The sequence below is a fragment of the Acinetobacter sp. TY1 genome (genome assembly GCF_048551395.1).
Lineage (GTDB): Bacteria > Pseudomonadota > Gammaproteobacteria > Pseudomonadales > Moraxellaceae > Acinetobacter.
This window is the reverse complement of sequence record NZ_JBLYZK010000004.1, coordinates 50,191-74,628: the sequence shown is the minus strand read 5'-3', so window position 1 is coordinate 74,628 and position 24,438 is coordinate 50,191. Positions and strand designations below refer to the sequence as shown.

23 protein-coding genes are annotated in these 24,438 nt (G+C 38.7%); 17 read left to right on the top strand and 6 right to left on the bottom strand.

Going from position 1 to position 24,438, the window contains the following annotated elements:
- Window positions 1-337: 337 nt before the first annotated feature.
- The 5 genes from prfB (at window position 338) to ACK2M2_RS03910 (ending at window position 5,115) form a co-directional block, all read left to right on the top strand.
- Window positions 338-1,433 (top strand): peptide chain release factor 2 gene (gene prfB, locus ACK2M2_RS03930; protein WP_409510710.1). Its coding sequence is split into 2 segments (ribosomal slippage): window positions 338-409 and window positions 411-1,433, totalling 1,095 coding nucleotides; the frame shifts between segments, so codons are not numbered across the junction.
- A gap of 165 nt (window positions 1,434-1,598) precedes the next feature.
- Window positions 1,599-1,898: an ArsR/SmtB family transcription factor gene (locus tag ACK2M2_RS03925; protein WP_409510759.1), complete on the top strand. Its 300-nt coding sequence runs from the start codon at window positions 1,599-1,601 to the stop codon at window positions 1,896-1,898.
- A gap of 38 nt (window positions 1,899-1,936) precedes the next feature.
- Window positions 1,937-3,022, top strand: a complete 1,086-nt coding sequence (locus ACK2M2_RS03920) for an alkene reductase (protein ID WP_419346179.1) — start codon at window positions 1,937-1,939, stop codon at window positions 3,020-3,022.
- A 90-nt stretch (window positions 3,023-3,112) separates the two neighbouring features.
- Complete coding sequence (locus tag ACK2M2_RS03915; protein WP_419346178.1) at window positions 3,113-4,402, top strand: 3-deoxy-D-manno-octulosonic acid transferase; 1,290 nt, start codon at window positions 3,113-3,115, stop codon at window positions 4,400-4,402.
- Window positions 4,399-5,115 (top strand): 16S rRNA (uracil(1498)-N(3))-methyltransferase, encoded by a 717-nt coding sequence (locus tag ACK2M2_RS03910; RefSeq protein ID WP_419346177.1) that lies wholly within the window; start codon window positions 4,399-4,401, stop codon window positions 5,113-5,115. The genes ACK2M2_RS03915 and ACK2M2_RS03910 overlap by 4 nt, the downstream gene beginning before the upstream one ends.
- Here the strand turns inward: ACK2M2_RS03910 and ACK2M2_RS03905 are convergent.
- Window positions 5,099-6,085: a mechanosensitive ion channel family protein gene (locus tag ACK2M2_RS03905; protein ID WP_419346176.1), complete on the bottom strand. Its 987-nt coding sequence runs from the start codon at window positions 6,083-6,085 to the stop codon at window positions 5,099-5,101. The genes ACK2M2_RS03910 and ACK2M2_RS03905 overlap by 17 nt on opposite strands.
- A gap of 408 nt (window positions 6,086-6,493) precedes the next feature.
- Between ACK2M2_RS03905 and parC the strand changes: the two genes are divergently transcribed.
- On the top strand, window positions 6,494-8,713 hold the full coding sequence (parC, locus tag ACK2M2_RS03900) for a DNA topoisomerase IV subunit A (protein WP_419346175.1): 2,220 nt from the start codon (window positions 6,494-6,496) through the stop codon (window positions 8,711-8,713).
- A gap of 147 nt (window positions 8,714-8,860) precedes the next feature.
- Window positions 8,861-10,534, top strand: a complete 1,674-nt coding sequence (locus ACK2M2_RS03895) for an AMP-binding protein (protein WP_409510716.1) — start codon at window positions 8,861-8,863, stop codon at window positions 10,532-10,534.
- A gap of 85 nt (window positions 10,535-10,619) precedes the next feature.
- Here the strand turns inward: ACK2M2_RS03895 and ACK2M2_RS03890 are convergent, their stop codons facing one another.
- Entirely contained in the window at window positions 10,620-11,015 is a 396-nt protein-coding gene (locus tag ACK2M2_RS03890; RefSeq protein ID WP_409510717.1) for a hypothetical protein, read from the bottom strand.
- Window positions 11,016-11,122: 107 nt separating this feature from the next.
- Between ACK2M2_RS03890 and ACK2M2_RS03885 the strand changes: the two genes are divergently transcribed.
- Window positions 11,123-11,521 (top strand): MAPEG family protein, encoded by a 399-nt coding sequence (locus ACK2M2_RS03885; protein ID WP_409510718.1) that lies wholly within the window; start codon window positions 11,123-11,125, stop codon window positions 11,519-11,521.
- Window positions 11,522-11,626: 105 nt separating this feature from the next.
- A complete protein-coding gene (gene ppa, locus ACK2M2_RS03880) occupies window positions 11,627-12,163 on the top strand; it encodes an inorganic diphosphatase (protein WP_086191770.1) in 537 nt (178 codons plus the stop codon).
- Window positions 12,164-12,250: 87 nt separating this feature from the next.
- Here the strand turns inward: ppa and ACK2M2_RS03875 are convergent, their stop codons facing one another.
- Complete coding sequence (locus ACK2M2_RS03875; RefSeq protein WP_419346174.1) at window positions 12,251-13,564, bottom strand: OprD family outer membrane porin; 1,314 nt, start codon at window positions 13,562-13,564, stop codon at window positions 12,251-12,253.
- Between the two features lie 294 nt (window positions 13,565-13,858).
- Between ACK2M2_RS03875 and ACK2M2_RS03870 the strand changes: the two genes are divergently transcribed.
- On the top strand, window positions 13,859-14,629 hold the full coding sequence (locus tag ACK2M2_RS03870) for a TorF family putative porin (RefSeq protein ID WP_419346173.1): 771 nt from the start codon (window positions 13,859-13,861) through the stop codon (window positions 14,627-14,629).
- Window positions 14,630-15,139: 510 nt separating this feature from the next.
- On the top strand, window positions 15,140-15,910 hold the full coding sequence (locus ACK2M2_RS03865; protein WP_419346172.1) for a TorF family putative porin: 771 nt from the start codon (window positions 15,140-15,142) through the stop codon (window positions 15,908-15,910).
- A 143-nt stretch (window positions 15,911-16,053) separates the two neighbouring features.
- Here ACK2M2_RS03865 and ACK2M2_RS03860 read toward each other — a convergent pair whose 3' ends face one another.
- The 3 genes from ACK2M2_RS03860 to ACK2M2_RS03850 form a co-directional block, all read right to left on the bottom strand.
- On the bottom strand, window positions 16,054-16,566 hold the full coding sequence (locus ACK2M2_RS03860; RefSeq protein WP_419346171.1) for a GNAT family N-acetyltransferase: 513 nt from the start codon (window positions 16,564-16,566) through the stop codon (window positions 16,054-16,056).
- A gap of 78 nt (window positions 16,567-16,644) precedes the next feature.
- Window positions 16,645-18,132 carry a YifB family Mg chelatase-like AAA ATPase gene (locus tag ACK2M2_RS03855; RefSeq protein ID WP_419346170.1) on the bottom strand — a complete coding sequence of 496 codons (1,488 nt, stop codon included), beginning with the start codon at window positions 18,130-18,132 and terminating at the stop codon, window positions 16,645-16,647.
- Between the two features lie 77 nt (window positions 18,133-18,209).
- Window positions 18,210-18,431 carry an accessory factor UbiK family protein gene (locus ACK2M2_RS03850; protein ID WP_419346169.1) on the bottom strand — a complete coding sequence of 74 codons (222 nt, stop codon included), beginning with the start codon at window positions 18,429-18,431 and terminating at the stop codon, window positions 18,210-18,212.
- 282 nt (window positions 18,432-18,713) lie between these two features.
- Between ACK2M2_RS03850 and glnK the strand changes: the two genes are divergently transcribed.
- The 6 genes from glnK (at window position 18,714) to ACK2M2_RS03820 (ending at window position 24,331) form a co-directional block, all read left to right on the top strand.
- The gene (glnK, locus tag ACK2M2_RS03845; protein ID WP_139853406.1) at window positions 18,714-19,052 is read left to right on the top strand and encodes a P-II family nitrogen regulator; all 339 of its coding nucleotides are present in this window, start codon (window positions 18,714-18,716) and stop codon (window positions 19,050-19,052) included.
- A gap of 66 nt (window positions 19,053-19,118) precedes the next feature.
- On the top strand, window positions 19,119-20,531 hold the full coding sequence (locus tag ACK2M2_RS03840) for an ammonium transporter (RefSeq protein ID WP_419346168.1): 1,413 nt from the start codon (window positions 19,119-19,121) through the stop codon (window positions 20,529-20,531).
- A 148-nt stretch (window positions 20,532-20,679) separates the two neighbouring features.
- Window positions 20,680-21,144: a transcriptional regulator NrdR gene (gene nrdR / locus ACK2M2_RS03835; RefSeq protein WP_409510727.1), complete on the top strand. Its 465-nt coding sequence runs from the start codon at window positions 20,680-20,682 to the stop codon at window positions 21,142-21,144.
- 51 nt (window positions 21,145-21,195) lie between these two features.
- The gene (gene ribD / locus ACK2M2_RS03830; protein ID WP_419346167.1) at window positions 21,196-22,278 is read left to right on the top strand and encodes a bifunctional diaminohydroxyphosphoribosylaminopyrimidine deaminase/5-amino-6-(5-phosphoribosylamino)uracil reductase RibD; all 1,083 of its coding nucleotides are present in this window, start codon (window positions 21,196-21,198) and stop codon (window positions 22,276-22,278) included.
- Window positions 22,275-23,582, top strand: a complete 1,308-nt coding sequence (locus ACK2M2_RS03825) for a DNA adenine methylase (RefSeq protein WP_409510729.1) — start codon at window positions 22,275-22,277, stop codon at window positions 23,580-23,582. Before ribD ends, ACK2M2_RS03825 begins: the two co-directional genes overlap by 4 nt.
- Before the next feature lie 89 nt (window positions 23,583-23,671).
- Window positions 23,672-24,331 (top strand): riboflavin synthase, encoded by a 660-nt coding sequence (locus ACK2M2_RS03820; protein ID WP_419346166.1) that lies wholly within the window; start codon window positions 23,672-23,674, stop codon window positions 24,329-24,331.
- Window positions 24,332-24,438: the final 107 nt, after the last annotated feature.

Sequence of the window (24,438 nt, the reverse complement as noted above, 5' to 3'; positions counted from 1 at the left end):
ATTAGTAAAGTTATGTAAATTAATTAAATATAATATTGAAATATATAAATAAAAAATAATGTTTTGTTTTATTAAAACTGTGTGGATACTGTGAAGAAGATTTTATATGATGCAAATTTAAACACAATTTGTAATAAAATAGTGATTTTAGTTCATTGCATCTAGGGAATAATTTTTACTAAAAACCATCATTTTAGTGTTGATAGAAAGCAAATAAATTCATCTTACAAACACATGTTAATTCAATAAAACACTAAAAAATGACGATTCTGAACTTTAGCTGCTCTGTGGTAGAATGCCTGCAAATGAAAAGATGTCAAATGTGAGATGAAAACTCGTGGAAATTAATCCTTATCTAGTACAGCTAAAAGACTTAAATGACCGTGGTCAAACACTACGGGGGTATCTTTGACTACGATCTAAAGAAAGAGCGTTTAGAAGAGGTTCTCCGTGAGTTAGAAGACCCGAGCATTTGGAATGACCAAAGTCGTGCACAAGCTATGGCAAAAGAAAAAGGCGAACTTGAAAACGTGTTAAACGTTTTAGAAGGTTTGTCTACACAACTTGAAGATGCACAAGCATTGCTTGACCTTGCTGTTGAAGCAGATGATGAAAGCTTATTGGCTGATGTTCAGGCTGAACTTGATGCAAGTGAAGCTGAATTGGCGAAACTTGAATTCCGTCGTATGTTTAGTAATCCAATGGATCCGAACCCATGTTATGTGGAAATTCAAGCGGGTTCAGGTGGTACAGAGGCGCAAGATTGGGCATCTATGCTACTTCGTATGTATTTACGTTGGATTGAACGTCATGGCTTTAAAGCTGAAGTGATGGAAGAGTCGGATGGCGATGTTGCGGGACTTAAATCGGCAACTATTCGTGTAGATGGTGAGTATGCCTATGGTTGGTTACGTACAGAATCTGGCGTACATCGTTTGGTACGAAAATCGCCATTTGACTCAGGAAACCGCCGTCATACATCATTCTCAGCGGTATTCGTTTCACCTGAAGTTGATGATAATATCGAAATTGATATTAACCCTGCGGATGTTCGTACCGATACTTACCGTGCATCGGGTGCGGGTGGTCAGCACATTAACAAAACCGATTCTGCTGTACGTTTAACGCATGCGCCAACAGGTATTGTGGTGGCTTGTCAGAACCAACGTTCACAACACGCTAACCGTGACCATGCTTGGAAACAGTTACGTGCAAAGCTGTACGAACGTGAAATGCAAATTCGTAATGATGCTGCGAAGGCACTTGAAGATACCAAGTCTGATATTGGTTGGGGAAGTCAAATTCGTTCATACGTTTTAGATGACTCACGTATTAAAGACTTACGTACTGGTGTTGAAAGTTCAAATACTGGTGCGGTGTTGGATGGTGATTTGGATAAATTTATTGAAGCAAGCTTGAAACAAGGCTTATAAGTTTTCAAATAAATTTAATTTAAAAGCAAAGTCTTAAGATTTTTTTGCAAATATATCTAAAATATTCGATATTAAAATCGATAAAATGCGATATAGTGTTTGTAAAGATGTTGATCAAGGCTTTGCAGTTTCATATTTAGCTCTCAATTAAACGTGCCTTATATGATGGATATAGATTTAATTTTTAAAGCGCTGGCAAATCCGACTCGTCGGCAGATTCTTGAATGGTTGAAGAACCCTGAGCAGTTTTTGTCTGAAGAGCAATGTGGTGGCTTTAATCGTGGTGTGTGTGCAGGGAATATCGAAAAGCTCGGTAATGTCTCTCAATCGACCATGTCAAATCATTTGTCTGTTTTACAGCAAGCAGATTTAATCCAAGCCGAAAAATACGGTCAGTGGTCGTATTTTTCCCGAAACGAAGCTTTGATTCAGCAGTATATCGATTATCTACAAAACTCACTTTAATTCCTAATTTAAATTGGAAAGTGAGTAACGAGGCGAATATGGCTCAATTAAACTCACCTTTAACCCTTGGCGAATTGAAACTCAAAAACCGAGTGGTCATGGCTCCTCTAACACGTAGTCGTGCAACAGCTGAACGTGTTCCAACTGTAATGATGGCTGAGTATTATGCCCAGCGTGCAAGCGCAGGCTTAATCATTTCTGAAGCAACGGTGATTTCTGAAGAAGCTAATGGTTATTTAAATACTCCCGGGCTTTTCACTGATGCACAAGTTGAAGGTTGGAAGTTGGTTACAAATGCGGTACATGACAAAGAAGGTTTAATCGTTGCTCAACTCTGGCATGTCGGTCGTGTTTCGCATCCTGATCTTTTAAATGGTGAAACACCTGTATCTGCAAGTACAGTCCAACAAGCGGGATATGTCAGCTTATTGCGTCCAAAACGTGAATATGTTATGCCACGTCCATTGGAAATTTCAGAAATCCAAGCCATTGTTGAACAATACAAACAATCTGCAATCAAAGCCAAACAAGCAGGTTTTGATGGTGTTGAATTACACGCAGCCAATGGTTATCTGATTGACCAATTCCTACAAAGTTCAACCAATCAACGTACCGATCTCTATGGTGGTTCAGTTGAAAATCGTGCACGTTTCTTGTTAGAAGTCGTTGATGCTTTGATTGAAGTGTGGGGCGCAGGTCGTGTGGGCGTGCATCTTGCGCCGCGTGGTGATGAGCATGACATGGGTGATGAGAATCCACGTGAAACATTTGGTTATGCACTCGAAGAATTGGGTAAGCGCAAAATTGCATTCTTCTTTACTCGTGAGCATTTGGACGAAGGCAGTATTAGTGGTTATTTGAAACAGCGATCGAATGGTGTGCCATACATTGCCAATATGAAGTTAAGTCGTGAAGATGCGATTGATTTATTGGCTTCGGGCAAGGCAGAAGCGGTGTCATTTGGTAAAGACTATATTTCTAATCCTGATTTGTATGAGCGTTTAGTTGAAGATGCGCCATTGAATGAATTAATTTTCGACAATATGATCGGGACGGATGTTGCTGAAGGCTATGTGGATTATCCAACTTTGGCAGAACTTGAAGCATTAGAACCGAACGCTTAAAAATAAACACATTTCCTTAAGCTTCATTGGTTAACAAGCCGATGAGGCTCTGCTATATTCGTGCAGTTTTGATTAGTTTGAGATTATTATTTGGCTACTCCTTTTTGGTATAACGCTGCTTTGGCGATGGTAAAACCACTATATAAGTGGAAAATAAAACAGCGTGCACAAAATGTAGAGGCATATCAACAGGAATGTCTTGAGCGTTTTGGTCCATTTCAGAGTGCCAAAAATAAGCAAGCAATTTGGTTTCACTGTGTTTCGGTGGGGGAAACCAATGCTGCACAGCCTTTAATTGAACATTATTTAAAATTGGGTCAGCCCATTTTAGTGACTAATACGACTAAAACAGGTCAGGCTCGTTCTAAAGCACTATTTTTAAAAGCTCCTTATGAGGCTTTGTTTCAAGCCGTGTATTTACCTGCCGATCAGAAGTCTTTAATTGCCGATTTTTATCAAAAATATCAACCCATATTACTTATTCTCGTAGAAACTGAGTTGTGGCCAAATCTGATTGATCAAGCTGATAAGTTTGAAGTGCCTTGTATTTTGGTCAATGCGCGCTTATCTGCAAAATCAGCACAAGGCTATAGCAAAGTGCCGAGTTTAACTCGTCCCATGTTGCAAAATTTTGATGTGTTACTTGCACAAGATGTAGCGACACAGCAACGCTTTATCGAATTGGGTTTAGAGGCTTCAAAAAGTGAAGTTGTGGGCAGTATTAAATTTGATATTTCCACACCTGAAGTTTTTATTGAAAAAGCACAGCAGTTAAAACACGATTGGAATTTAGCAAGACGTAAAATCATTACCCTTGCAAGTACACATGCACCTGAAGAAGAAAAATTACTCAATGGACTGAAACCTTATTTAGAACAGCATTCTGATTGCTTAGTCATAGTTGTTCCTCGTCATCCTGAACGTTTTGATGAGGTTTTTAAGGTTGCACAAAGTTTAAATTTAAATACGCAACGCCGTAGCTTAAATCAGTCTATTCAATTAGATACACAAGTATATTTAGCAGATAGTATGGGCGAAATGTGGTTGTGGTATGCACTCAGTCAAGCCAGTTTTGTTGGTGGTTCACTCAATGAACCGGGTGGCGGTCATAATATTTTGGAGCCGATGGTTTTGAATGTACCGACGGTGATTGGTCCGAATTATTTTAATTTTCAAGCGATTGTTGATGAGTTTTTACAGGCGAATGCTGTTGCCATTGGTCAGTCTGAACATGATGTTGTGCAGTTATTGGTGCGTTGTGTAGAGGATCAGGATTTTGCAACGCAATTGAGCCAGCATGCGATTGAAGTGTTAAATCAGAATAAGGGTTCTTTGCAGAAGCATATTGCAGTGATTGATCGGTTCTTATCAAAATTATGAACATCGTCCTTTTAGACCCTCGTCAAACCGAATCTGACCTTTGGAATATCACAGCAAGTCGCCAACTTGAACATTTAAAAACCCATGTCAATGTCCAAGTTGGAGATACTTTGAAGGTCGGCATTCGTGAGGGGAAGCGCTATCTCACAGAAATCGTCGAAATAACCGAACATAGTATTCGGGTAAAATCCTTACAAGAAGAAAGTGTGCCTGAAAAACTGCCTGTGACTTTGGTCGTTGCGATGCCTCGCCCGAAAGTGTTGCGCCGTTTAATGATGGATGCAGTGACGATGGGTGTGGAAAAACTCATTCTGATCCATAGTTATCGGGTCGATAAAAGCTATTGGCAAACACCATTTTTACAGCAAATTGAACACTATATAATGCTTGGTTTAGAACAGGCGGGTGATACGATTGCACCGCAAGTTGAAATTTATAAACGATTTAAACCTTTTACTGAAGATGTGCTACCAATATTAATAAATGAACATTGTCCTGCCTATGTTGCACATCCATATACGACACTAAAAATGCCCTCTGCAATCGAACATCCGTGTATTGTATTGATTGGTCCTGAAGGTGGCTTTATTCCGTATGAGGTTGATTTACTCATAAAAAACGGTTGCCAAGCTGTAAGCCTAGGCAACCGTATTTTGCGCACTGAAACTGCAATTTCTTATGTACTTGGTCGTTTATTTAGCTCGACTGTTTAGCACGACCTGACTCAGTATCATCAACAGATGGATCACCACGATAAACTTTCACTTCCTGTACAGGATAAGGAATTGAAATATTGTTTTCAGCAAAAGCTTTTAAAATGTGTTCTTGAATTTCACTGATTGATGCAGATGTTGTGGTTTCAGTGGTATTGACCCACCAACGAACGGTTAAGTTTACTGAGAAGTCTGCAAGCGCAGTAACATTCACGGTAAAACCTGGTTGACTCAAGATTTTTTGATCACGATCAAGCTGTTGCAAAATAAGATCTTTAGCAGTTTGTACATCATCTTCATAACCAATACCCACAACAAACTCACAACGGCGACGCTGATAAGCTGTATTAACTGTAACAGGGCTGGTATAGACAGTAGCATTTGGAATAACAATACGACGACCATCTGGAGAACGTAGAAATGTCGCACGAATTTGAATATCTTCGACCGTACCTTCCATGCCAGACACAATAATATCATCACCAATTTTGAATGGTTCACTCAATAAAATAAGAATACCAGACAGTAAATTTTGAAAAATATCTTTAAATGCAAAACCGATCGCAACCGAACCAATCCCCAGTGCACTCATGAGCTGAGCAGGGGTAAAGCCAGGAATAGCAATAACCATCGCAATGAGGAAGCCAAAGAACATGATTGCAGTACTACCGACACGGTTGAGTACTAGAACTAAGTTTTGACGCGTATATGATTTATTTTCTAACGTTTTACGGACAAAAAATTTGAACAGTTTTGACAGTAACCAAAAAATAATAATAACGGTTAAACCGATGCAAAGATACGGTACACGTTCCCAAAAGCCGTCAACAAATTTATCAATGGTCGAGTAAGCATCATTATATTTTGCAGTATGTTCAATCACCGATTGCGCAGTTTTTTCACCTGCAGAATGGATGAGCTGTGAAGTGTCTTGTGCCACTTCACTGAGTTTGGTTGCTTCTTCAGCCACTTTTGTGTCCGTTAAAAAATTTGTAATATTTTGCCTGATTTTTATAAAAAATGAACCCTTAGAAGTGTTTGAATTCTCGGCGATTGATGTGTTTACGTGTAGGTTTATTTTACTGATCTGTAGCTTGTCTGGACTTAAAGGGTGTATTCATGTCCATTTTATTGAATGTTTTGGCTTAGCTTGAATTTATAAAGAATACATCTATTACAAGAGAATCTGATAAATCAGTTTATAAGGCTTGATCATTTGACTGAAAGTGGATAATTTTACCTCAGTAGGGACATAGAGTGTCATAAATTGTCGTTATGGAACAGACTTCCCCTTGTTTCATTAGACCCTGCGATTTAGCATAAGAACATAGATACATAAACACATTTAGAACGCATTTATTTAGGATTAAAGGTTGTTATGACAATCCTTACGCATCAAGCGACAGAAAATCGCTCCGTAGCAGAATTTACCGAACAAGCTTATCTCAATTATGCCATGTACGTGATTATGGACCGTGCATTGCCACATATCAGTGATGGTCTGAAACCTGTTCAGCGCCGTATTGTTTTTGCAATGAGTGAGCTTGGACTTAAACCAAGTGGTAAGCCAAAAAAATCTGCACGTACTGTTGGTGATGTATTGGGTAAATACCATCCACATGGTGATTCTGCATGTTATGAAGCTATGGTACTGATGGCACAGCCGTTTAGTTATCGTTATCCATTTATTGAAGGACAAGGCAACTGGGGTTCTCCTGACGATCCAAAATCATTTGCAGCAATGCGTTATACCGAAGCGAAATTGTCGGCATATAGCGATTTATTACTGACTGAACTTGGACAAGGCACAGTAGATTGGCAGGACAATTTTGATGGTTCAATGAAAGAACCTGTCAATTTGCCTGCACGTGTACCGAATATCCTACTCAATGGTACAACGGGTATTGCGGTGGGAATGGCAACCGATATTCCTCCGCATAATTTACGTGAGGTGGTCAAAGGAACAATTGCGCTGATTCGTAAGCCACATTTGACCGATGAACAAGTCGCAGAATATATCCCTGCACCTGATTTACCAACCCGCGCAGAAATTATTACACTACCTGCTGAATTGCTTAAAATTCAGATTACAGGGCGAGGTAGTTATCGCACACGTGCCATTTATACCATCGAAAAAAACGAAATTATTATTAGTGAACTGCCATATCAAGTGTCAGGTTCAAAAGTCATCACACAAATTGCCGATCAGATGCAAGCCAAAAAGTTACCATTAGTAAGTGACTTACGTGATGAATCGGATCATCAAAATCCAACACGTTTGGTTATTGTTTTACGCTCTAATCGTATTGATGCAGAGTCAGTGATGAGCCACTTATTTGCAACGACAGATTTAGAATCAAGCTATCGTGTCAATATGAACATGATTGGTGCTGATGGTCGTCCACAAGTAAAATCGATCCGCCGAATTTTATTGGAATGGATTGAAATCCGTAAGACTACGGTCACACGTCGTTTGCAATATCATTTGAATAAAATTGAAAAACGCCTGCATATTTTGGGTGGTTTAATTATTGCCTTTTTAAATATTGATGAAGTGATTCGTATTATTCGTGAAGAAGATCAGCCAAAACCTGAGTTGATGTCACGTTTTAATATTGATGAAATTCAAGCGGAAGCCATTTTAGAATTGAAGTTGCGTCATTTGGCAAAACTTGAAGAAATGGAAATGCGCCGTGAACAAGAAGAACTTGAAGCTCGCGCAGCGATTATTAGGGAGCAGTTGGCAAATCCTGAATCTTTAAAAGCATTGATTATTGATGAACTTAAAGATGATGCGAAAAAATTTGGTGATGATCGCCGCTCTCCAATTGTGCAACGTGCAGAAGCATCTGCAATGAGTGAACAAGATTTAATGCCTGCGGAAGCCGTGACAGTGATACTTTCAGAAGCTGGTTGGATCCGTTGTGCTAAAGGTCATGATATTGATGTTGGAAAATTGAATTTCCGTGCAGGCGATCAGTATTTGAGTTCTGCTCAAGGGAAGTCCAATCAGAAAGTTTATGTATTGGATGAAACAGGACGTAGTTATGCGCTTTCAATTAGCAGTTTGCCATCTGCACGAGGTTTAGGTGAACCGCTGAGTTCAAAACTTTCACCTGCAAATGGTGTGGGTTTTATTCAAACCTTAGTTGAAGAAGATGATAGTGAAATCGTTGCATTAAGTTCTAGTGGTTATGGATTTAAAACACAAGCAAAACAATTAGATACTAATGCTAAAGCAGGTAAATCTTTCCTTACAGTTGCAGATGATGCGAAAGCATTCCCCTTAGAGGTTATTAAGGATGGAACACATCTTGCGATTTTAAGTACAGCAGGGCGTTTGCTGTTGGTTGATCTTGCTGACTTACCTGTTTTAAATAAAGGAAAAGGGAATAAGTTGATACAACTTGAAGCGAGTGACCAAGTCTTATCTGTAGCGGTATTGAATTTAAATGAAATGATTCATGTGGTTGCGGGACAACAGCAATTAAAACTGAAAGGTGATGATTTACAAAAATATATCGGAAAAAGAGCAAGTAAAGGTTTGCTCTTACCACGAGGATATCAGAAAGCAAATAAACTGCTCATTCAAAGATAATAGTGGCATCCATAGCTTGAAATACGTTATATATGTGAGTATTCGAGCAGATGGATGCAATATTGAGCAAAAGAAAGTTAAAAAGCATGCTTAATATTGAGAAAAACATTTTAAAACCAAGGATTAGAGATTGGAGAATAGGGCATTATGGAAAAGATATGGTTCACTGAATACCAAAAAACTGGGATTCCAGAGACAGTAGAATTGCCGCCGGAAAATACCTCACTTATTGATATTTTTGAGCGTAATTTCCAAAAGTTTGGCTCACGTGACGCTTTTATCTTTATGGATAAAGCGTTGTCATTCAGTGAACTTGAAGTTGCAAGCCGTAAATTTGCAGCCTATCTTCAGAGCCTTGGTTTAGCAAAAGGCAGCCGTGTTGCTGTGATGATGCCGAACGTATTGCAGTATCCAATAGTTGCATTGGCGGTCTTCCGTGCAGGTTTGGTTTTGGTTAATGTTAACCCGCTGTACACTACACGTGAGCTTGAGCATCAGTTAAATGACTCTGGTGCTGAAGCCTTAGTGATTATTGAAAACTTTGCTACCGTATATCAAGCGATCCATGGCAAAACACCAGTGAAGCATGTGGTTGTTGCTTCAGTTGGCGATATGCTTGGCACATTAAAAGGTACATTGGTTAATTTTGTTTTACGTAATGTTCGTAAACAAATTCCTGCTTGGAATATTCCAGGGCATATCAAGTTTAATGCGGCACTTGCGAAAGTTAGTGCTGATAACTACAAACGTCCAAATATGACATTGAGTGATACTGCTGTACTCCAATATACAGGTGGTACGACAGGTGTGTCTAAAGGTGCGGAACTGACACATCGCAACTTGGTTGCCAATCTGTTGCAGTGTGACGGTATTTTCCAAAGTAAATTTGGGCAAGGTGATGGTGCGAAAGATGACCGTATCTTCTGTGCTTTACCGCTGTATCATATTTTTGCATTTATGGTTTGTGCACTGTACGGCATGTATAAAGGTCAAGCGAATATCTTGATTCCGAATCCACGTGATTTACCTGCGGTGATTAAAGAATTACGTAAATATCAACCAGGTTTCTTCCCTGCTGTAAATACATTATTTAATGCACTTGTACATAACGAAGAATTCCGTCAGCTTGATTTTAGTCGTTTGAAAATGGCGATGGGTGGCGGTATGGCTGTATTGCCATCGACTGCTGCTGAATGGAAAAAAGTGACAGGTACGATCATTATCGAAGGTTATGGTTTATCTGAAACTTCTCCTGTTGCATCAGCAAATCCACCTGCAACGACAGAATTTAGTGGCACGATTGGTGTTCCAATTCCATTAACAGATATGGCAATTTTGGATGATGATGGCAACCATCTACCACAAGGTGAGCAAGGTGAAATCTCGATTCGTGGTCCTCAGGTCATGAAAGGTTATTGGAACCGCCCAGATGAAACTGAGAAAGTGATGACTGCAGATGGTTATTTCCGTACTGGTGATATCGGGATCATGAATGAACGTGGTTACTTCAAAATTGTTGATCGTAAAAAAGACATGATTTTGGTTTCAGGCTTTAACGTTTATCCTTCTGAAATTGAAGAGGTGATTGCAACTCATCCTAAAGTGTTGGAAGTTGCAGCAATTGGCGTACCTGATGAAAAATCGGGTGAAATTCCAAAGCTGTTCGTTGTTAAAAAAGATCCATCATTAACAACAGAAGAAGTTCTTGCTTTTGCAAAAGAAAATCTAACGGGTTATAAACGCCCACGTTATGTGGAATTTATGGATGAATTACCAAAATCAAACGTAGGTAAAATTCTACGTAAAGATTTACGTAAGTAATTTCATAAAAATAAAAAGCACCCTATAGGGTGCTTTTTTATGTGTTAAAGTATTGTTTTAAATCGTAAAATTGAAGTATGCATGATTATTTAAGCTGATTGTTTTTGGAACGAATAAACCAACCATCAATATAAGGGCGACTCAAACCGACAATGCCTGTAAAGGTCAGCATGGTTCCCATTTGACGACCCAATGCAGTTGGCTGAATTGTTCCATAGCTGAAATAGATATCAATGAGGCAATATACCGCAATAATGGCAAGCCAAAGATATAAATTCATTCTCTTAATACCAACCGCCCAAAATGCTACGACTAATACGAGCAGTGTGCCAAGCGTAGATTGCCAATTGTAGTTGGCACAAATTACACACAACAAGAATGCTAAAATGGGCAATACAACTTTTAAAATACGATCAATTTCAGTTTGTTGTTGACGTTGCTTATCTAAAACCTCAAGCAGTTCATTTTGATCTGGTTGCACGATGCTGCCCTCACTACACAATTTTGCAAATCTCTAAACTTAGACAAAATTATAGCAGTAATGACATGCTATGATGGTTTGTATTCAGACTTTACGAGAATAAACCCATGTCCGGGATAGATGGCATCATATATCTAATTTTAATTGCCTGTTTATTGCCTTATGTTTTTACCATTCTTGCCAAAGTTACAGGTGGTTTTAAACCCCGTGACAATCAAAATCCACGTGATTTTTTAGCCAAGACGACAGGTTTAGCAGCACGTGCCAATGCAGTACAGCAAAATTCTTTTGAAAGCTTACCCTTATTTATTGCTGCTGTATTGATGGCTGAATATATGGTGGTGCCACAAGTCATCATTATGAAACTTGGTATCGCGTATATTGTCTTACGTATTATTTATGGTATTTGCTATTTATTGAATCTAGCAACATTACGCTCGATCATTTGGTTTTTGTCGATGGCATGTCCTATTATTTTGATGATTACTGTGATCCGTATCATTTGATTTTACAATCTAAATACAGACTGTATTCAATTTATTTCTTCAAATGACATAAAGCGTTATAATCGTCCAGATTTTTAAATAACACCTCAGTTAAAGAGCAATTCTATGAGCTATAGCAATATCCCAGCGGGCAAAGATGCACCGAATGACATCTACGTAATCATTGAAATTCCTGCAAATGCAGCGCCAATTAAATACGAAATTGACAAAGATTCTGATGCATTGTTTGTAGACCGCTTCATGGGTACTGCAATGTTCTATCCAGCGAACTATGGTTATGTACCAAATACATTGTCTTTGGATGGTGATCCACTCGACGTACTTGTTGTAACACCATACCCAGTTGAACCAGGTTCAGTGATTCGTTGTCGTCCTGTTGGTAAATTGAACATGGAAGATGATGGTGGTGTAGATGCGAAATTGATCGCAGTTCCGCATGACAAATTAACACCGCTTTATAAAAATGTTCAAGAATATACAGATCTTCCTGAACTATTGATCAAACAAGTTGAACACTTCTTTGCTCACTATAAAGATCTAGAGCCAGGCAAATGGGTTAAATTAAGTGGTTGGTCTGGTGCTGATGTTGCAAAGCAAGAAGTATTAGATTCAATTGAAGCGTATAAAGAAGCAAACAAATAATTTTGTTGATTTATATGATTCAAATATTGAATAAAAAAACCTGCATCCGATGATGCAGGTTTTTTTATGACTTAAATATCGTGTGAATTAGAATAATTTCACAGGAATATCTAAGAAGATACGCCATTCATTGGTATCACCAATATATGCGCCGTCATAAGCATTATTTGCGCGGTAGATTGAGTTACGTAAGCGTAAGCTAGCATCTTTAGCAAAACCAGATTGAACGGTATATTTTACTTGGTTAAAGAATTCGCGTTCTTTACCTTCTTCTGGATTATTTGCAACTTTAATATCCCAGCCATAGACATATGCAGTCGTCCAATTTAGCCCTGGAACACCATAACTACCTAGGTCTAAGTTGTACTGTACTTGAACCGACTTTTCATGATTACCAATAAAATCAGATAAGTAAGAATTTGGTAGATAGATACTTTGGAAGCCATCGGCATTTTGACCATAGTCATAACCAGTATTGCCTGTATTTTGCTGGTAAGCCAACATTACAGTGTGTGCATCCTGGTTATAAGTACCTGAAAGTGCCCAAATATTATTGCTACGACCATCTACATCTTTATCGCCAAGAGGGGATGAGTAAGTTAAAGCTTGTTTATCCCATTCAGTGTGATAACCACTGAAATCTACAGTGAAAGAGCTTTTATTTGCCAATGGATATTTATAGTTGGCATTAACATAGTGACGTTCTAAAGCATTTTTAGAATCTAAACCATAATAAGATGCGTTGAATTGGTCATCAAATTTGTATTTGGCACCCCAAACAATAGCACTATCGAGTCCATTGCCATTCACATCAGAATCTGTATTGATTTGATCGGACATCTGGTTTTTAGTAAATTTACCCGCAGTTAATTCTAAACCTTTAATTTCACGGCTTGTTGCAAGCACACCTTCAAAGTATTCAGGAACCATACGGCCGGTATTGCTCGCAAGTACAGGCAAATCTAAAACTTGAGTACCGTAACGAACTTCTGTATTTGAAATACGAGCTTTAACACTTGCGCCACCACGAGTCCAATGATCGTATGCGTCTACATGACCATTTGCATCTTTTGCACCGTCATTGTGTAGAGGAATCATTTGGTTGCCAGCATGATTGTTCTTACCTATTTTGAAAGAACCATCACCTACAGCACCCACACCAAAGCCAACAATACCTTGAGTATAGCCAGATTCTAATTTGAAAATTGCAGATTGAGCTGTAGAGCGAGTATCTTCTACACCATTTTTCTTATCACGGTCGATAAAGCCAGTACGTAGTAAAACAGAACCAGAAGCATCTTCTAAAAAGCCCTTAGCTTCACTTTGTTCACTTGCGTATACTGAAGAAATAAGAGCAGCATTAATGAGTACTGCTAACGTAAGTTTCTGAGCGGTTGGCATCGAAAATTCCCACAATTAAATTATTGGTTACAATATTGTTTAAATAGAACACGGTTCTTTTACTGAATTGTATAAGTAAAACATAAAAAAATAACAGTGTTTATCATTTTATTTTACTAAAGTTACATGTTTTTCAGATATTATTCTGTTTTTCTTAACTTAGGCATCACTTTTTTATGAAATAAGCCCATTATAAAGAATGAAATAATGTCATAAAAATAATAGGTGATTTATTTTTACTAAAAATTAAAAAAAAAGTAGAATCGCTGATCTTTTTGTTCCAAGTCTTTCCATATGTCTTGCTTTTATCTCTCCAAACACACGCTTTCTGCTTTATGTATTACTTCACTTTTAACTCAAACAGCGATTGCTGAGACTGAAAAGGCGACACAGCACTTATCAGGGAATATTGGTGTTGTTTCACAATATGTTTACCGTGGTGGTGTAGAAAATGATGAACCTGCTCTACAAGGTGGACTTGAATATGCCTTTAATAATGGCATTAGTGTGGGATATTGGGGGTCTACACTTGACTATGATATGACTGATGACAGCAAAGATCATGGCATCGAAAATGATCTTTATATCGCTTATGATCATGAAATTAATCAAGACTTGAGTTATCGTTTACAAGCAACGAGCTATATTTACCACAATGGTGGCACTGTTTATGCAGACAATAACGAGAAACGTAAGACCACAGGTTTTGATGTCTTAGGTGCACTTACTTATAAAGATTTGACTATGAGTATGACTGTTATGCTTGCCGATGCGGCATTTGCCAATGCAGGTGATTTGTACCTTAGTGCGGCATATAGTCATACATTGCCATATGAGTTTATGTTGAATACATCGATTGGTGCTTCTGTGTATAACAGTAGTCGTGATGATGCTTTAATGGAAACTGAAAAAGACTTTGCTTTCAATGAAGCACGCCTTGGAATTAGTAAAGAAATTGCTAAAACAGGTTTAAAGATATCTGTTGATTATGTGATGGGTGGTGAAAATCGTATAGGTGATGACTTTGATAACAATACAGTTGTCGGTTTAAATTATGCTTTTTAAGATAATTTAGCTTTGTCATAAAAAGGTGCATATTTAATATGCACCTTTTTTGTGCTTAAAAAACATTCAAATGATGTTTTTGATAAGGTGAGTAAAAATCTAGTAGATGCAGTAAGGTATTGTAAGTGTTTAAAACGCGATAAAGGATTTAAGCGAAAATGCATCAAATTAGATCAGGATAGTATTTAAAAATAGCTGAATGTCGCTTGATTCAATTTTGCACAAAATTAACGCATAATTCATTTGTATATATGCAATTACGCTTAAAAAGAATAAATAAAGGCATGATGTGTATATAAAGTTATATCTAGACTGAAAATTTTAAATTGAAAAGGCTATAACTTCAGCAATATGATTTGAATTTATTAAAAAATTTAAATTTTAAAAGCATGAATTCATTAATTTTTTATTAAAAAAAGATTATCAATATTAAAATTGGCATAGCATTTGCTAAATACCTCTCGAGTTCTTAAACAAAACAAATACACCATTTGATGGGGAGTAATACCAATGAAATTTTCAATTAAACTGATCGCTGCAACTATTTTAACATCTATGACAACTGTCGCAATGGCTACAGAAAATACAGCATTGTCAAATTTGGGTTTGAGCTTTAGTGGCTCTGCGGCGATTACTTCTGACTATCGTTTTCGTGGGATTACGCAAACTCAAAATGATCCAGCAATTCAAGCTGGTTTCACATTGGCACATACATCAGGATTGTATTTTGGACTTTGGGGTTCAAATGTAGATTTTGGTGAGGACTCACCAAGCTTAGAGCTTGACCCATCATTAGGTTTTGCTACAAATTTGACCAGTCTTCCAGGTAAACCTTTATTAGATGTTGGTGTGCTTTATTATAATTATCCAAGTGATAGTGATTTGAACTGGGTTGAGCTTTATGGAAAATTAGGCTTTAAAGATGCCATTATTTCAGGTGATAATATTTTAACCAATGTGAACTATACCAATGATTATGCAGGTTTAGATGGTGACAGTTGGAATTTTAATGTTGGATATACAGTGCCGTTTGGTTCGACAGGTTTTGGTGGTATTGCGAGTGTCGGTTATACAACTGTAGATAAAGATAAATACGACTTTAATGGCGATGATAATTATGTAGATTGGAAAGCAGGTGTGACTTATGGTTTCAAATCTGTTTCGGGTTTAACAGCTGAATTGGCAGCTATTGGAACCAATATTGATACTGATGGTATGTCACATGCAGGAGAACGTGCTGTAGAAACAGGAGCAGTTTTTACCTTGGCTAAATCTTTCTAAACTTTTGTAAATAATAATACTAATTTTAGAATAATAAATGGATATCAAATGCGCTTTGCCCGATGGATTTCATCGGGCTTTTTTATGAATTAAATTATTGAGTTAGAAAATCGAATGTAAAAAATGATACTTCAATATTTAGATTATGCTGTTGCTTCAAATGCTGAAGAATAGGTCACATCACCTTGTGCAAAATTACCGTTAAAGGATAAGGCTTGAAAATATTCAGCAGGAACATCTGCAAGTGTCAGCCCTGATACGACTTGAAAACCAAATCGAGTATAATATTCAGGTTCACCAAGTAGTACACAACCTTCAGCACCTAAGTTTTTTAACTGTTGTAGCGCTTGCTGAATGAGTGCAGAACCGACGCCTTGTCCTTGATATTTAGGTAAAACAGAGATTGGACCTAAACCATACCAATTTTTTTCACCTGAGCTAATGTTCACGGGTGAAATTGCAATATGTCCAATGATTTTGCCATCCAATAATGCGACCAACGAAATTGTAAGTTGTTGCTGCTCGCGTAAAGCATTCACAATAAAATGCTCAGTATGACTACTATGTGGCGCATCAGCGAAAGCCAATTCAGTCACTTGAGTAATGTCATGAATATCTTGATCTTGTTCAGGTCGAATCTGTATAGCAAGGGTCAAGTGGTGTACTCCTGATGAGGCATATTTTATGATTGAATAGTACCTTTAATATATTCGATCATTTAAACAAAACAATCTTTAATTTTCTTGACTACGATAAGATAACGCTTCCGTGAGATGCATACTCTGAATATGTTCGGATTGAGCAAGATCAGCAATAGTACGCGCAACTCGAAGTATCCGATGATAGGCACGCGCAGAGAGGTTTAATCGTTGTTGTGCAAGCGCAATTATTTTTTGTGAACCATCATCAAGTAATGCATATTTTTCAAGTTGTTGTGGTGACAAACTTTGATTTAGAAAGCTTTGACGATATATTTGTAAATCATATGCTTGAGTGACACGTAATCGTACAGTTTCAGAATTTTCAACAGGTTTATTATCCTGTAATTCCTGTGCTTTTAATGGTGGCACATCAATATGTAAATCAATACGATCAAGTAAAGGACCTGAAATACGGTTTTGATAGCGTTTAATCGCTTCTGCCGAACATTGACAACGACTATCCTGATTAAAAGCATAACCACATGGACATGGATTCATTCCAGCAATGAGTTGAAAGTTGGCGGGAAAAGTCATTTGCCGTGAAGCGCGAGAAATCACAATTTCTTTAGACTCTAAAGGTTGACGTAAGACTTCTAAAACTTTTCGATCAAACTCGGGTAATTCATCTAAAAATAAAACACCTAAATGAGCGAGCGTAATTTCACCTGGTTTGGGCTGTGAGCCTCCACCAACCAAAGCAACAGCAGAGGCAGTGTGATGGGGTGCTCGAAAAGGGCGTTGTCCAAAACTGTGCTGGGTACTTGCTATAGAATAAATACTCGCAACTTCTAAATTTTCTTGTGCAGTTAATGGTGGCAAAATGCTAGACAGCCGTGAAGCAAGTAAAGTTTTTCCTGTACCAGGTGGCCCTTTAAATAAAATCGAATGTCCACCTGCTGCTGCAATTTCCAAAGCACGTCTTGGGCGTAATTGACCTTTGACATCTGCAAGGTCAAATTTACAGTTTGGAATAAATGAAATATCGGGTGATTTAGTTGCATTAATTTGGTGCATATTAAGGAAATGTTCACATACTTGCTTTAAGTGATTTGCTGCAAAGACTTTAAAATTGGGCAGTTGAGCCGCTTCATCAGCATTTTCAAGCGGTAGCATAAGTTGATGCTCTGCTTGTTGACATGCCATTGCAATACTCAATGTTCCTGAAACAGGGCGTAAATGCCCATCGAGCGCGAGTTCACCAATAAACTCAAAGTTATCAGTTGCATTTTCAGGTAATTGCCCTGAGGCAATCAGAATACCTAGCGCAATCGGTAGATCTAGTCGAGAACCATCTTTGGGTAAATCAGCAGGTGCAAGATTGATGGTTAAACGTTTGGTAGGAAAAAGAAATCCACTATTGATAATCGCAGATCGAACACGATCTTTACTTTCTCTTACAGCCGCTTCGGGTAAGCCAACAATCGTTAGTGAGGGCAGACCTTGACTGACATGCACCTCAACTTCAATTTGAGGTGCATGTAAACCGAGCAAACCTCGGGTATAGATTTTTGCAAAAGACATTATTATTTTCCATTTTTACTTTATTTTTAATCAAATTAGGTCTTTATTGCACTAAATTTGTGCAATTTATGTATTTTTTATTTTTGTAACTGTATTTCGAGTTGTGCGAGTTGTTGTTGCAATTGTTCTAAACGAATATTGGCATTATTCAGTGCAATTTGTTGTCGTGTAAGCTCAACTTTAGAAACCAAATCCATTTTGCTGACCGCTTCATTGAGCAAGGCGCGAAGATTATGCTCAAGATCTTTTTTGGGTTGATCAACTTGTTCAAGAATAGCATGTAAAAGGGTTTCAATCATTTTTTAGTGTTCCATAAATCAGCTTGTTGCATAGCATGAGTGTAACATTGCTTAAACGACGACCAAAGTATTAACTGATTTCTATGGTATTAATTGATAAAAAAATATAAAAAACAATCACAAAATCTGTATTTTTTAAAACTCAAAGTCAGTCTTCGAGTATACAATAGAATGTACATATTGTTTCTGCTAGATTTGTGAAGCACCCCCAACCGTTTCCCAAATTTGGCACGAAAATTGAACATAAAACCTTACTGGTAAGAAAAGCCGAAGGAAAATAACATGAAGCTCGTAACTGCAATTGTAAAACCATTTAAATTGGATGATGTGCGTGAAGCACTTTCTGAAATTGGTGTCCAAGGGATTACCGTAACAGAAGTAAAAGGCTTTGGTCGTCAGAAAGGTCATACAGAATTATATCGTGGCGCTGAATATGTCGTCGATTTTTTGCCGAAAGTTAAAATTGAAATCGCAATCAGTGATGATTTGGTCGACTCAGTGATTGAATCAATTACTCGTGTTGCAAGCACAGGAAAAATTGGTGATGGTAAAATTTTCGTCACTAATCTTGAGCAAGTGATTCGTATTCGTACAGGTGAAACTGGTCCTGATGCTGTTTAAGTTGGCATAAAGTTTGCAGGTTATGTACCTAAGTACATAACTCAAAAAAATTGGTTGGGGAATCAAATGAAAAAAATGCTGCTCGCACTCAGCTTGTCTGGTGCACTTCTTGGTGGTTCAGTCACTTGGGCTGAAGAAAGTATTTCTGAGCCTATCTCTACTTCTACAGTTGCATCAAATACAGATCAGACAGTTGCAACCACTATTCCATCTATAGAACCCATTCCTGCTGCTATAACTCCTGAAGCAGCACCTGCTGCTGAGCCGACAGTAGATACAGGAGATACAGCATGGGTTTTGGTTTCGACAGCATTGGTTTTGTTAATGACCATCCCAGGTCTAGCACTGTTCTACGGTGGTATGGTTCGTAAAAAAAATGTTTTAAGTACCATGATGTATAGCTTAACTGCTGCCATTGTTGTGAGTCTGATTTGGGTAACGGTCGGTTATTCCTTAGCATTCTCAGGGTCAGGTGCATACATTGGTGATTTATCCAAAGCTATGCTCAATGGTGTTTCTTTTGATGCACTCAGTGGCACAATTCCTGAAAGCTTATTTGTTATTTTCCAAATGACATTTGCCATTATTACTGTTGCTATTTTAAGTGGTTCGGTTGCTGATCGCATGAAATTCTCAGCTTTCGTTGCCTTTATTGCGGTATGGGTCATTTTGGTATACGCACCAATTACACACTGGGTTTGGGCTGCAGATGGTTGGTTGTATAAGGCGGGTGCGTTAGATTTTGCTGGTGGTACAGTCGTACATATTAACTCAGGTGTCGCAGGTTTAGTAGCAGCATATTTACTTGGTAAACGTATGGGCTTGGGGCGTGAGTCGATGGCGCCGCATAACTTAACACTCACTATTATTGGTGCGAGTTTACTTTGGGTTGGGTGGTTTGGTTTCAATGGTGGTTCTGCATTGGGTGCAGGGGCTCGTGCAAGTATGGCGATTTTAGTGACTCAAGTCGCAGCGGCTGCGGCAGCATTTACATGGTTGTTGGTTGAACGTTTTGTCCGTGGTAAAGCTTCAGTCTTGGGTGGCGCGTCAGGTGCAGTGGCAGGTCTAGTGGTGATTACACCAGCAGCAGGATTTGTCGGTGTCGGTGGTGCATTGATCATGGGTGTGATTGGTGGAGTCGTTTGTTTCTGGGGTACAACGTCATTAAAACGTCTATTAAAAGCGGATGACGCTCTAGATGCATTTGGTCTACATGCCGTTGGTGGTGTTGTAGGTGCAATTTTAACAGGCGTGTTTTATAACGAAGAAATTATTAAAGCAGCTAGTGTCGTTTTAGCACCAACTATGCTAGAACAACTATGGGTACAAGTTGAAGGTGTGCTTGCAACGATAGCTTATAGTGCTATTGTGACTTTCATTATTCTTAAAGTAATTGACCTGATAATTGGTATTCGTGTTGAAGCTGACGATGAGCGTATGGGTCTAGACTTGAGTCAACATGGTGAACGTATTGAATAACGATATGTTACTTCAATAATAAAAACTATATATTGTGTAAAACAGCCCAAAAGGGCTGTTTTTTTTCTATATGTAGCGTAAAACTCAACAAATCTCCATTTTTTTGCTACACTTGATTCTTCCATAAAATTTGTTCAATTAAACCGCTATGCATTGTCCATTTTGTAACACCGCAGACAGTAAAGTGATTGATTCACGTCTTGCGGCTGAAGGTTGCCAGATTCGTCGACGCCGTGAATGTACGAGCTGCGGTGAACGATTTACTACATTTGAGAGTTATGAAGTGGTTATGCCACGTGTAACCAAATCAGATGGAAAAAATGAACCTTTCGATGAAGCGAAAATGCGTAGATCGCTCATGCATGCGTTACAGAAGCGTCCTGTCACGCAAGAGCAAATTGAAACGGTTTTAAGTGATATTCAATTAAAAATTCGCCGTTTGGGTGAGAGAGATGTACGCTCACGCACGATTGGTGAAATTGTCATGCAATCCTTGTTTGCACTTGATCATGTCGCTTATGTGCGTTTTGCATCGGTTTATCAGGATTTTCAGGATGTCGAAGCATTCCGTCGCCAGATTGAACAAATGCAGCATAACGGTCAGGAAAACTAATTTTTATTCTATGTCATTTTCATATCACTCTTATTGCCAATTGGGAACACTATGTCTGAGTTAAACCAGGATCATTTCTGGATGCTGCAAGCATTGGCTGAGGCAGAAAAAGCTATTTACCGCACTCGCCCCAATCCAGCAGTTGGTTGTGTAATTGTCAAAGACGGTGCGATTGTTGGGCGTGGTGCAACTGCACCTGTCGGTGGTTCACATGCAGAAGTCTTTGCTATGCATGAAGCAGGAGAGCAGGCACAAGGTGCAACTGCATATGTGACACTTGAACCCTGTGCACATTATGGGCGTACACCGCCGTGTGCTAAAGGTTTAGTTGAAGCAGGCATTACTCGTGTAGTGATTGCCTGTGCAGACCCCAATCCTTTAGTTGCAGGAAAAGGCATAGAAATATTAAAACAAGCAGGCATTGAGGTTGTAACAGATGTCTGTACAGCACAAGCCGAAGTACAAAACAAAGGCTTTTTAAAGGCAATGGCAACAGATATGCCCTATGTACGCTTAAAAATTGCATCGAGTTTAGATGGGCGTACAGCGATGGCATCGGGTGAGTCTAAATGGATTACGGGTAATCTTGCCCGTCAAGATGTACAACATTGGCGTGCGATTTCGGGTGCAGTCATTACGGGTATTGAAACCATTTTAGTTGATGATCCTTTACTTAATGTACGTCAACTTGAAGGTGTTGATTTAGCAACTGTTATTCAGCCGAAACGTATAATCCTTGATCGGCAAGGACGTTTGCCATTGACAGCAAAAATTTTACAAACCCCTGATACGGTTATCGTTATGGGGCCTTTTCGCTCAGAACTTGAACAGATTGGCGTGGTACAATTAGAAATACAATCTTTACCAGAACTTTTACAAACACTCAAAAAAATACAGATTTATGATGTGCTTGTTGAAGCGGGTGCGACATTATCCACTGCATTTTTACAAGCAAAATTGGTTGATGAACTGATCAGTTATGTCGCACCGACATTTTTAGGTGCAAAAGCACGAACGATGTTCAATGCGGAGTTTGATCGTATGGCAGAACAACTTCGTTTTAAGCTACTTGATGTGACACAATTGGGTGATGACATTCGCTTAAAACTCATTCCCTTACAAGAGTCCGTATGAATTCAGAATCTACTACGCCAGCGATTTATCATAAGCGTCGTCATTCCGCGCGTACGACAGATGAATATTTATTTCATCAACTTGTGCCGTATTTAGGGAATAAGCGTCGCTTACTGCATTTGATTCTTGAAGCCCTTGAAATAACAGGCACACTGAATAAAGGCGGTAAACGTGCCCCGATTTTTGCTGACTTTTTTGCAGGTAGTGGGGTCGTTTCACGTTTAGCGCGTCAAAATGGTTATCGTGTGATTGCCAATGATTGGGAACCCTACAGTCATGCATTGAATCATGCCATTTTGGCATGTACCGATGCACCTGCATTTAAAGAGTTGGGTGGTTATCAAAAAGCCATTGATTATTTAAACCGTTTGCCTGAAGTCAAAGGATGGGTGACACATAATTTGTGCCCACGTAATGATGACCTTTATGATCCTGCACGTGACCGTTTATTCTTTAAACGTCGTAATGGAATGCGTATTGATGCGATTCGTCAGCAGATTGCAACATGGCAAGCGCAAGGTGCAATTGATGATGTCGAGATGAGTGCATTACTTGCGCCATTACTGTATTCAGCAAGTTTGGTCAGTAATACAAGTGGCGTATTTAAAAGTTTCCATCATGGATGGGGTGGTAAAACGCAAACAGCGCTTGAGCGTATTGAATCATTGCTTTGGTTAACACCAAGTCGTTTTAGTGAAATTGGTGATACTGAGCAAAAAATACCAATGGCAGAAATGTGGTGTGTTGATGCACAACATCTTGCCAATCAAATGAGTAGTTTTGAAGTGGATGTCGCTTATCTTGACCCACCTTATAATCAACATGCGTATAGCAGTAATTACCATGTCCTCAATTCATTGACGCTTTGGGATCAAACCGATTTACCGACACCTGATACTAAGGGTTTTAAAAGTGGTATTGATCGTGCTTGGCGAAAAGAACGTCCAAGTCAATATAACTCTTCTAAACATGCGCAGGAAGCATATGAGAAGTTATTGGAAACCATCAATGCACGTTATATTCTGACGAGTTATTCAACTGATGGCAATATTGAAGCCAAAGACTTACTGGCTGCCAATTTGAAACGTGGCAAGGTGACGTTATTGACACAAGATGTACCTCGTTATCGTGTCAGTAAACAGCGCCAGTCCGAGCGTGCACGTGTACTTGAGTTTATTGTCATTACAGATACACATGCCAAATCAGGTCCACCTTTGCGTCAGTTGCTCGGGCAGTTGTATCATTTTGCAGAACTTGGTGGTGTCGATACCACAGGGGTGAGTACACAGTTGGCACTTTGGTAAAATGGTGAGAGCCCTTTAAAAAGGTCATTTGGCACCATTCAATACAGTCAGGTATAAATTCCTCAATAAATGAGGTTGTAGGGTAAATTATGTTCACAGGCATTATTGAAAGTTTAGGTAAAGTTGAAAGTTTACAAAGTGTCGGTGGCGATATACGCCTACGTATTCATACTGATCTAGATATGTCCGATGTGCATTTAGGCGATTCAATTGCGACTAATGGCATTTGTTTAACGGTGATTGAATGGGGCGAACATTGGTATGCTGCCGATGTTTCTCGTGAAAGTTTAAATCGTACGACATTGGGCAGTTGGAAAGTTGGTCAATCGGTGAATGTTGAAAAAGCGATGTTACCGACCACACGTTTTGGTGGGCATATTGTCAGTGGTCATGTCGATGCCGTCGGTGAAATTACAGTTGTTCGTTCAGATGCACGTTCAATTTATTATGAAGTGATAGCCCCTGCTGAAATTGCAAAATATTTGGCAGAAAAAGGGTCAGTAACTGTTGATGGTATTAGCTTAACCATCAATCATTTACGTGGCAGTATTTTAAGTCTCAATTTGATTCCACATACAGCAGATCGAACCAATATTGGAACGTGGAAAGTCGGTGCAAAAGTCAATTTAGAAGTTGATATTTTAGCCCGTTATATTGAGCGTTTACTGTTGGGTGATAAAGCTGCTGAGCCTAAAGCAGAATCAAAATTGAGTATGGAATTTTTAGCAGCGAATGGCTTTTTAAAATAGACCACACTGCAATGAAGATAAAAAACAGCCTAATTTAATTAGGCTGTTTTTCTTTGTCTGTGTTTTAATTCAGCTTATCACTGAATCGAAAATTCTTAAGCGAGTGT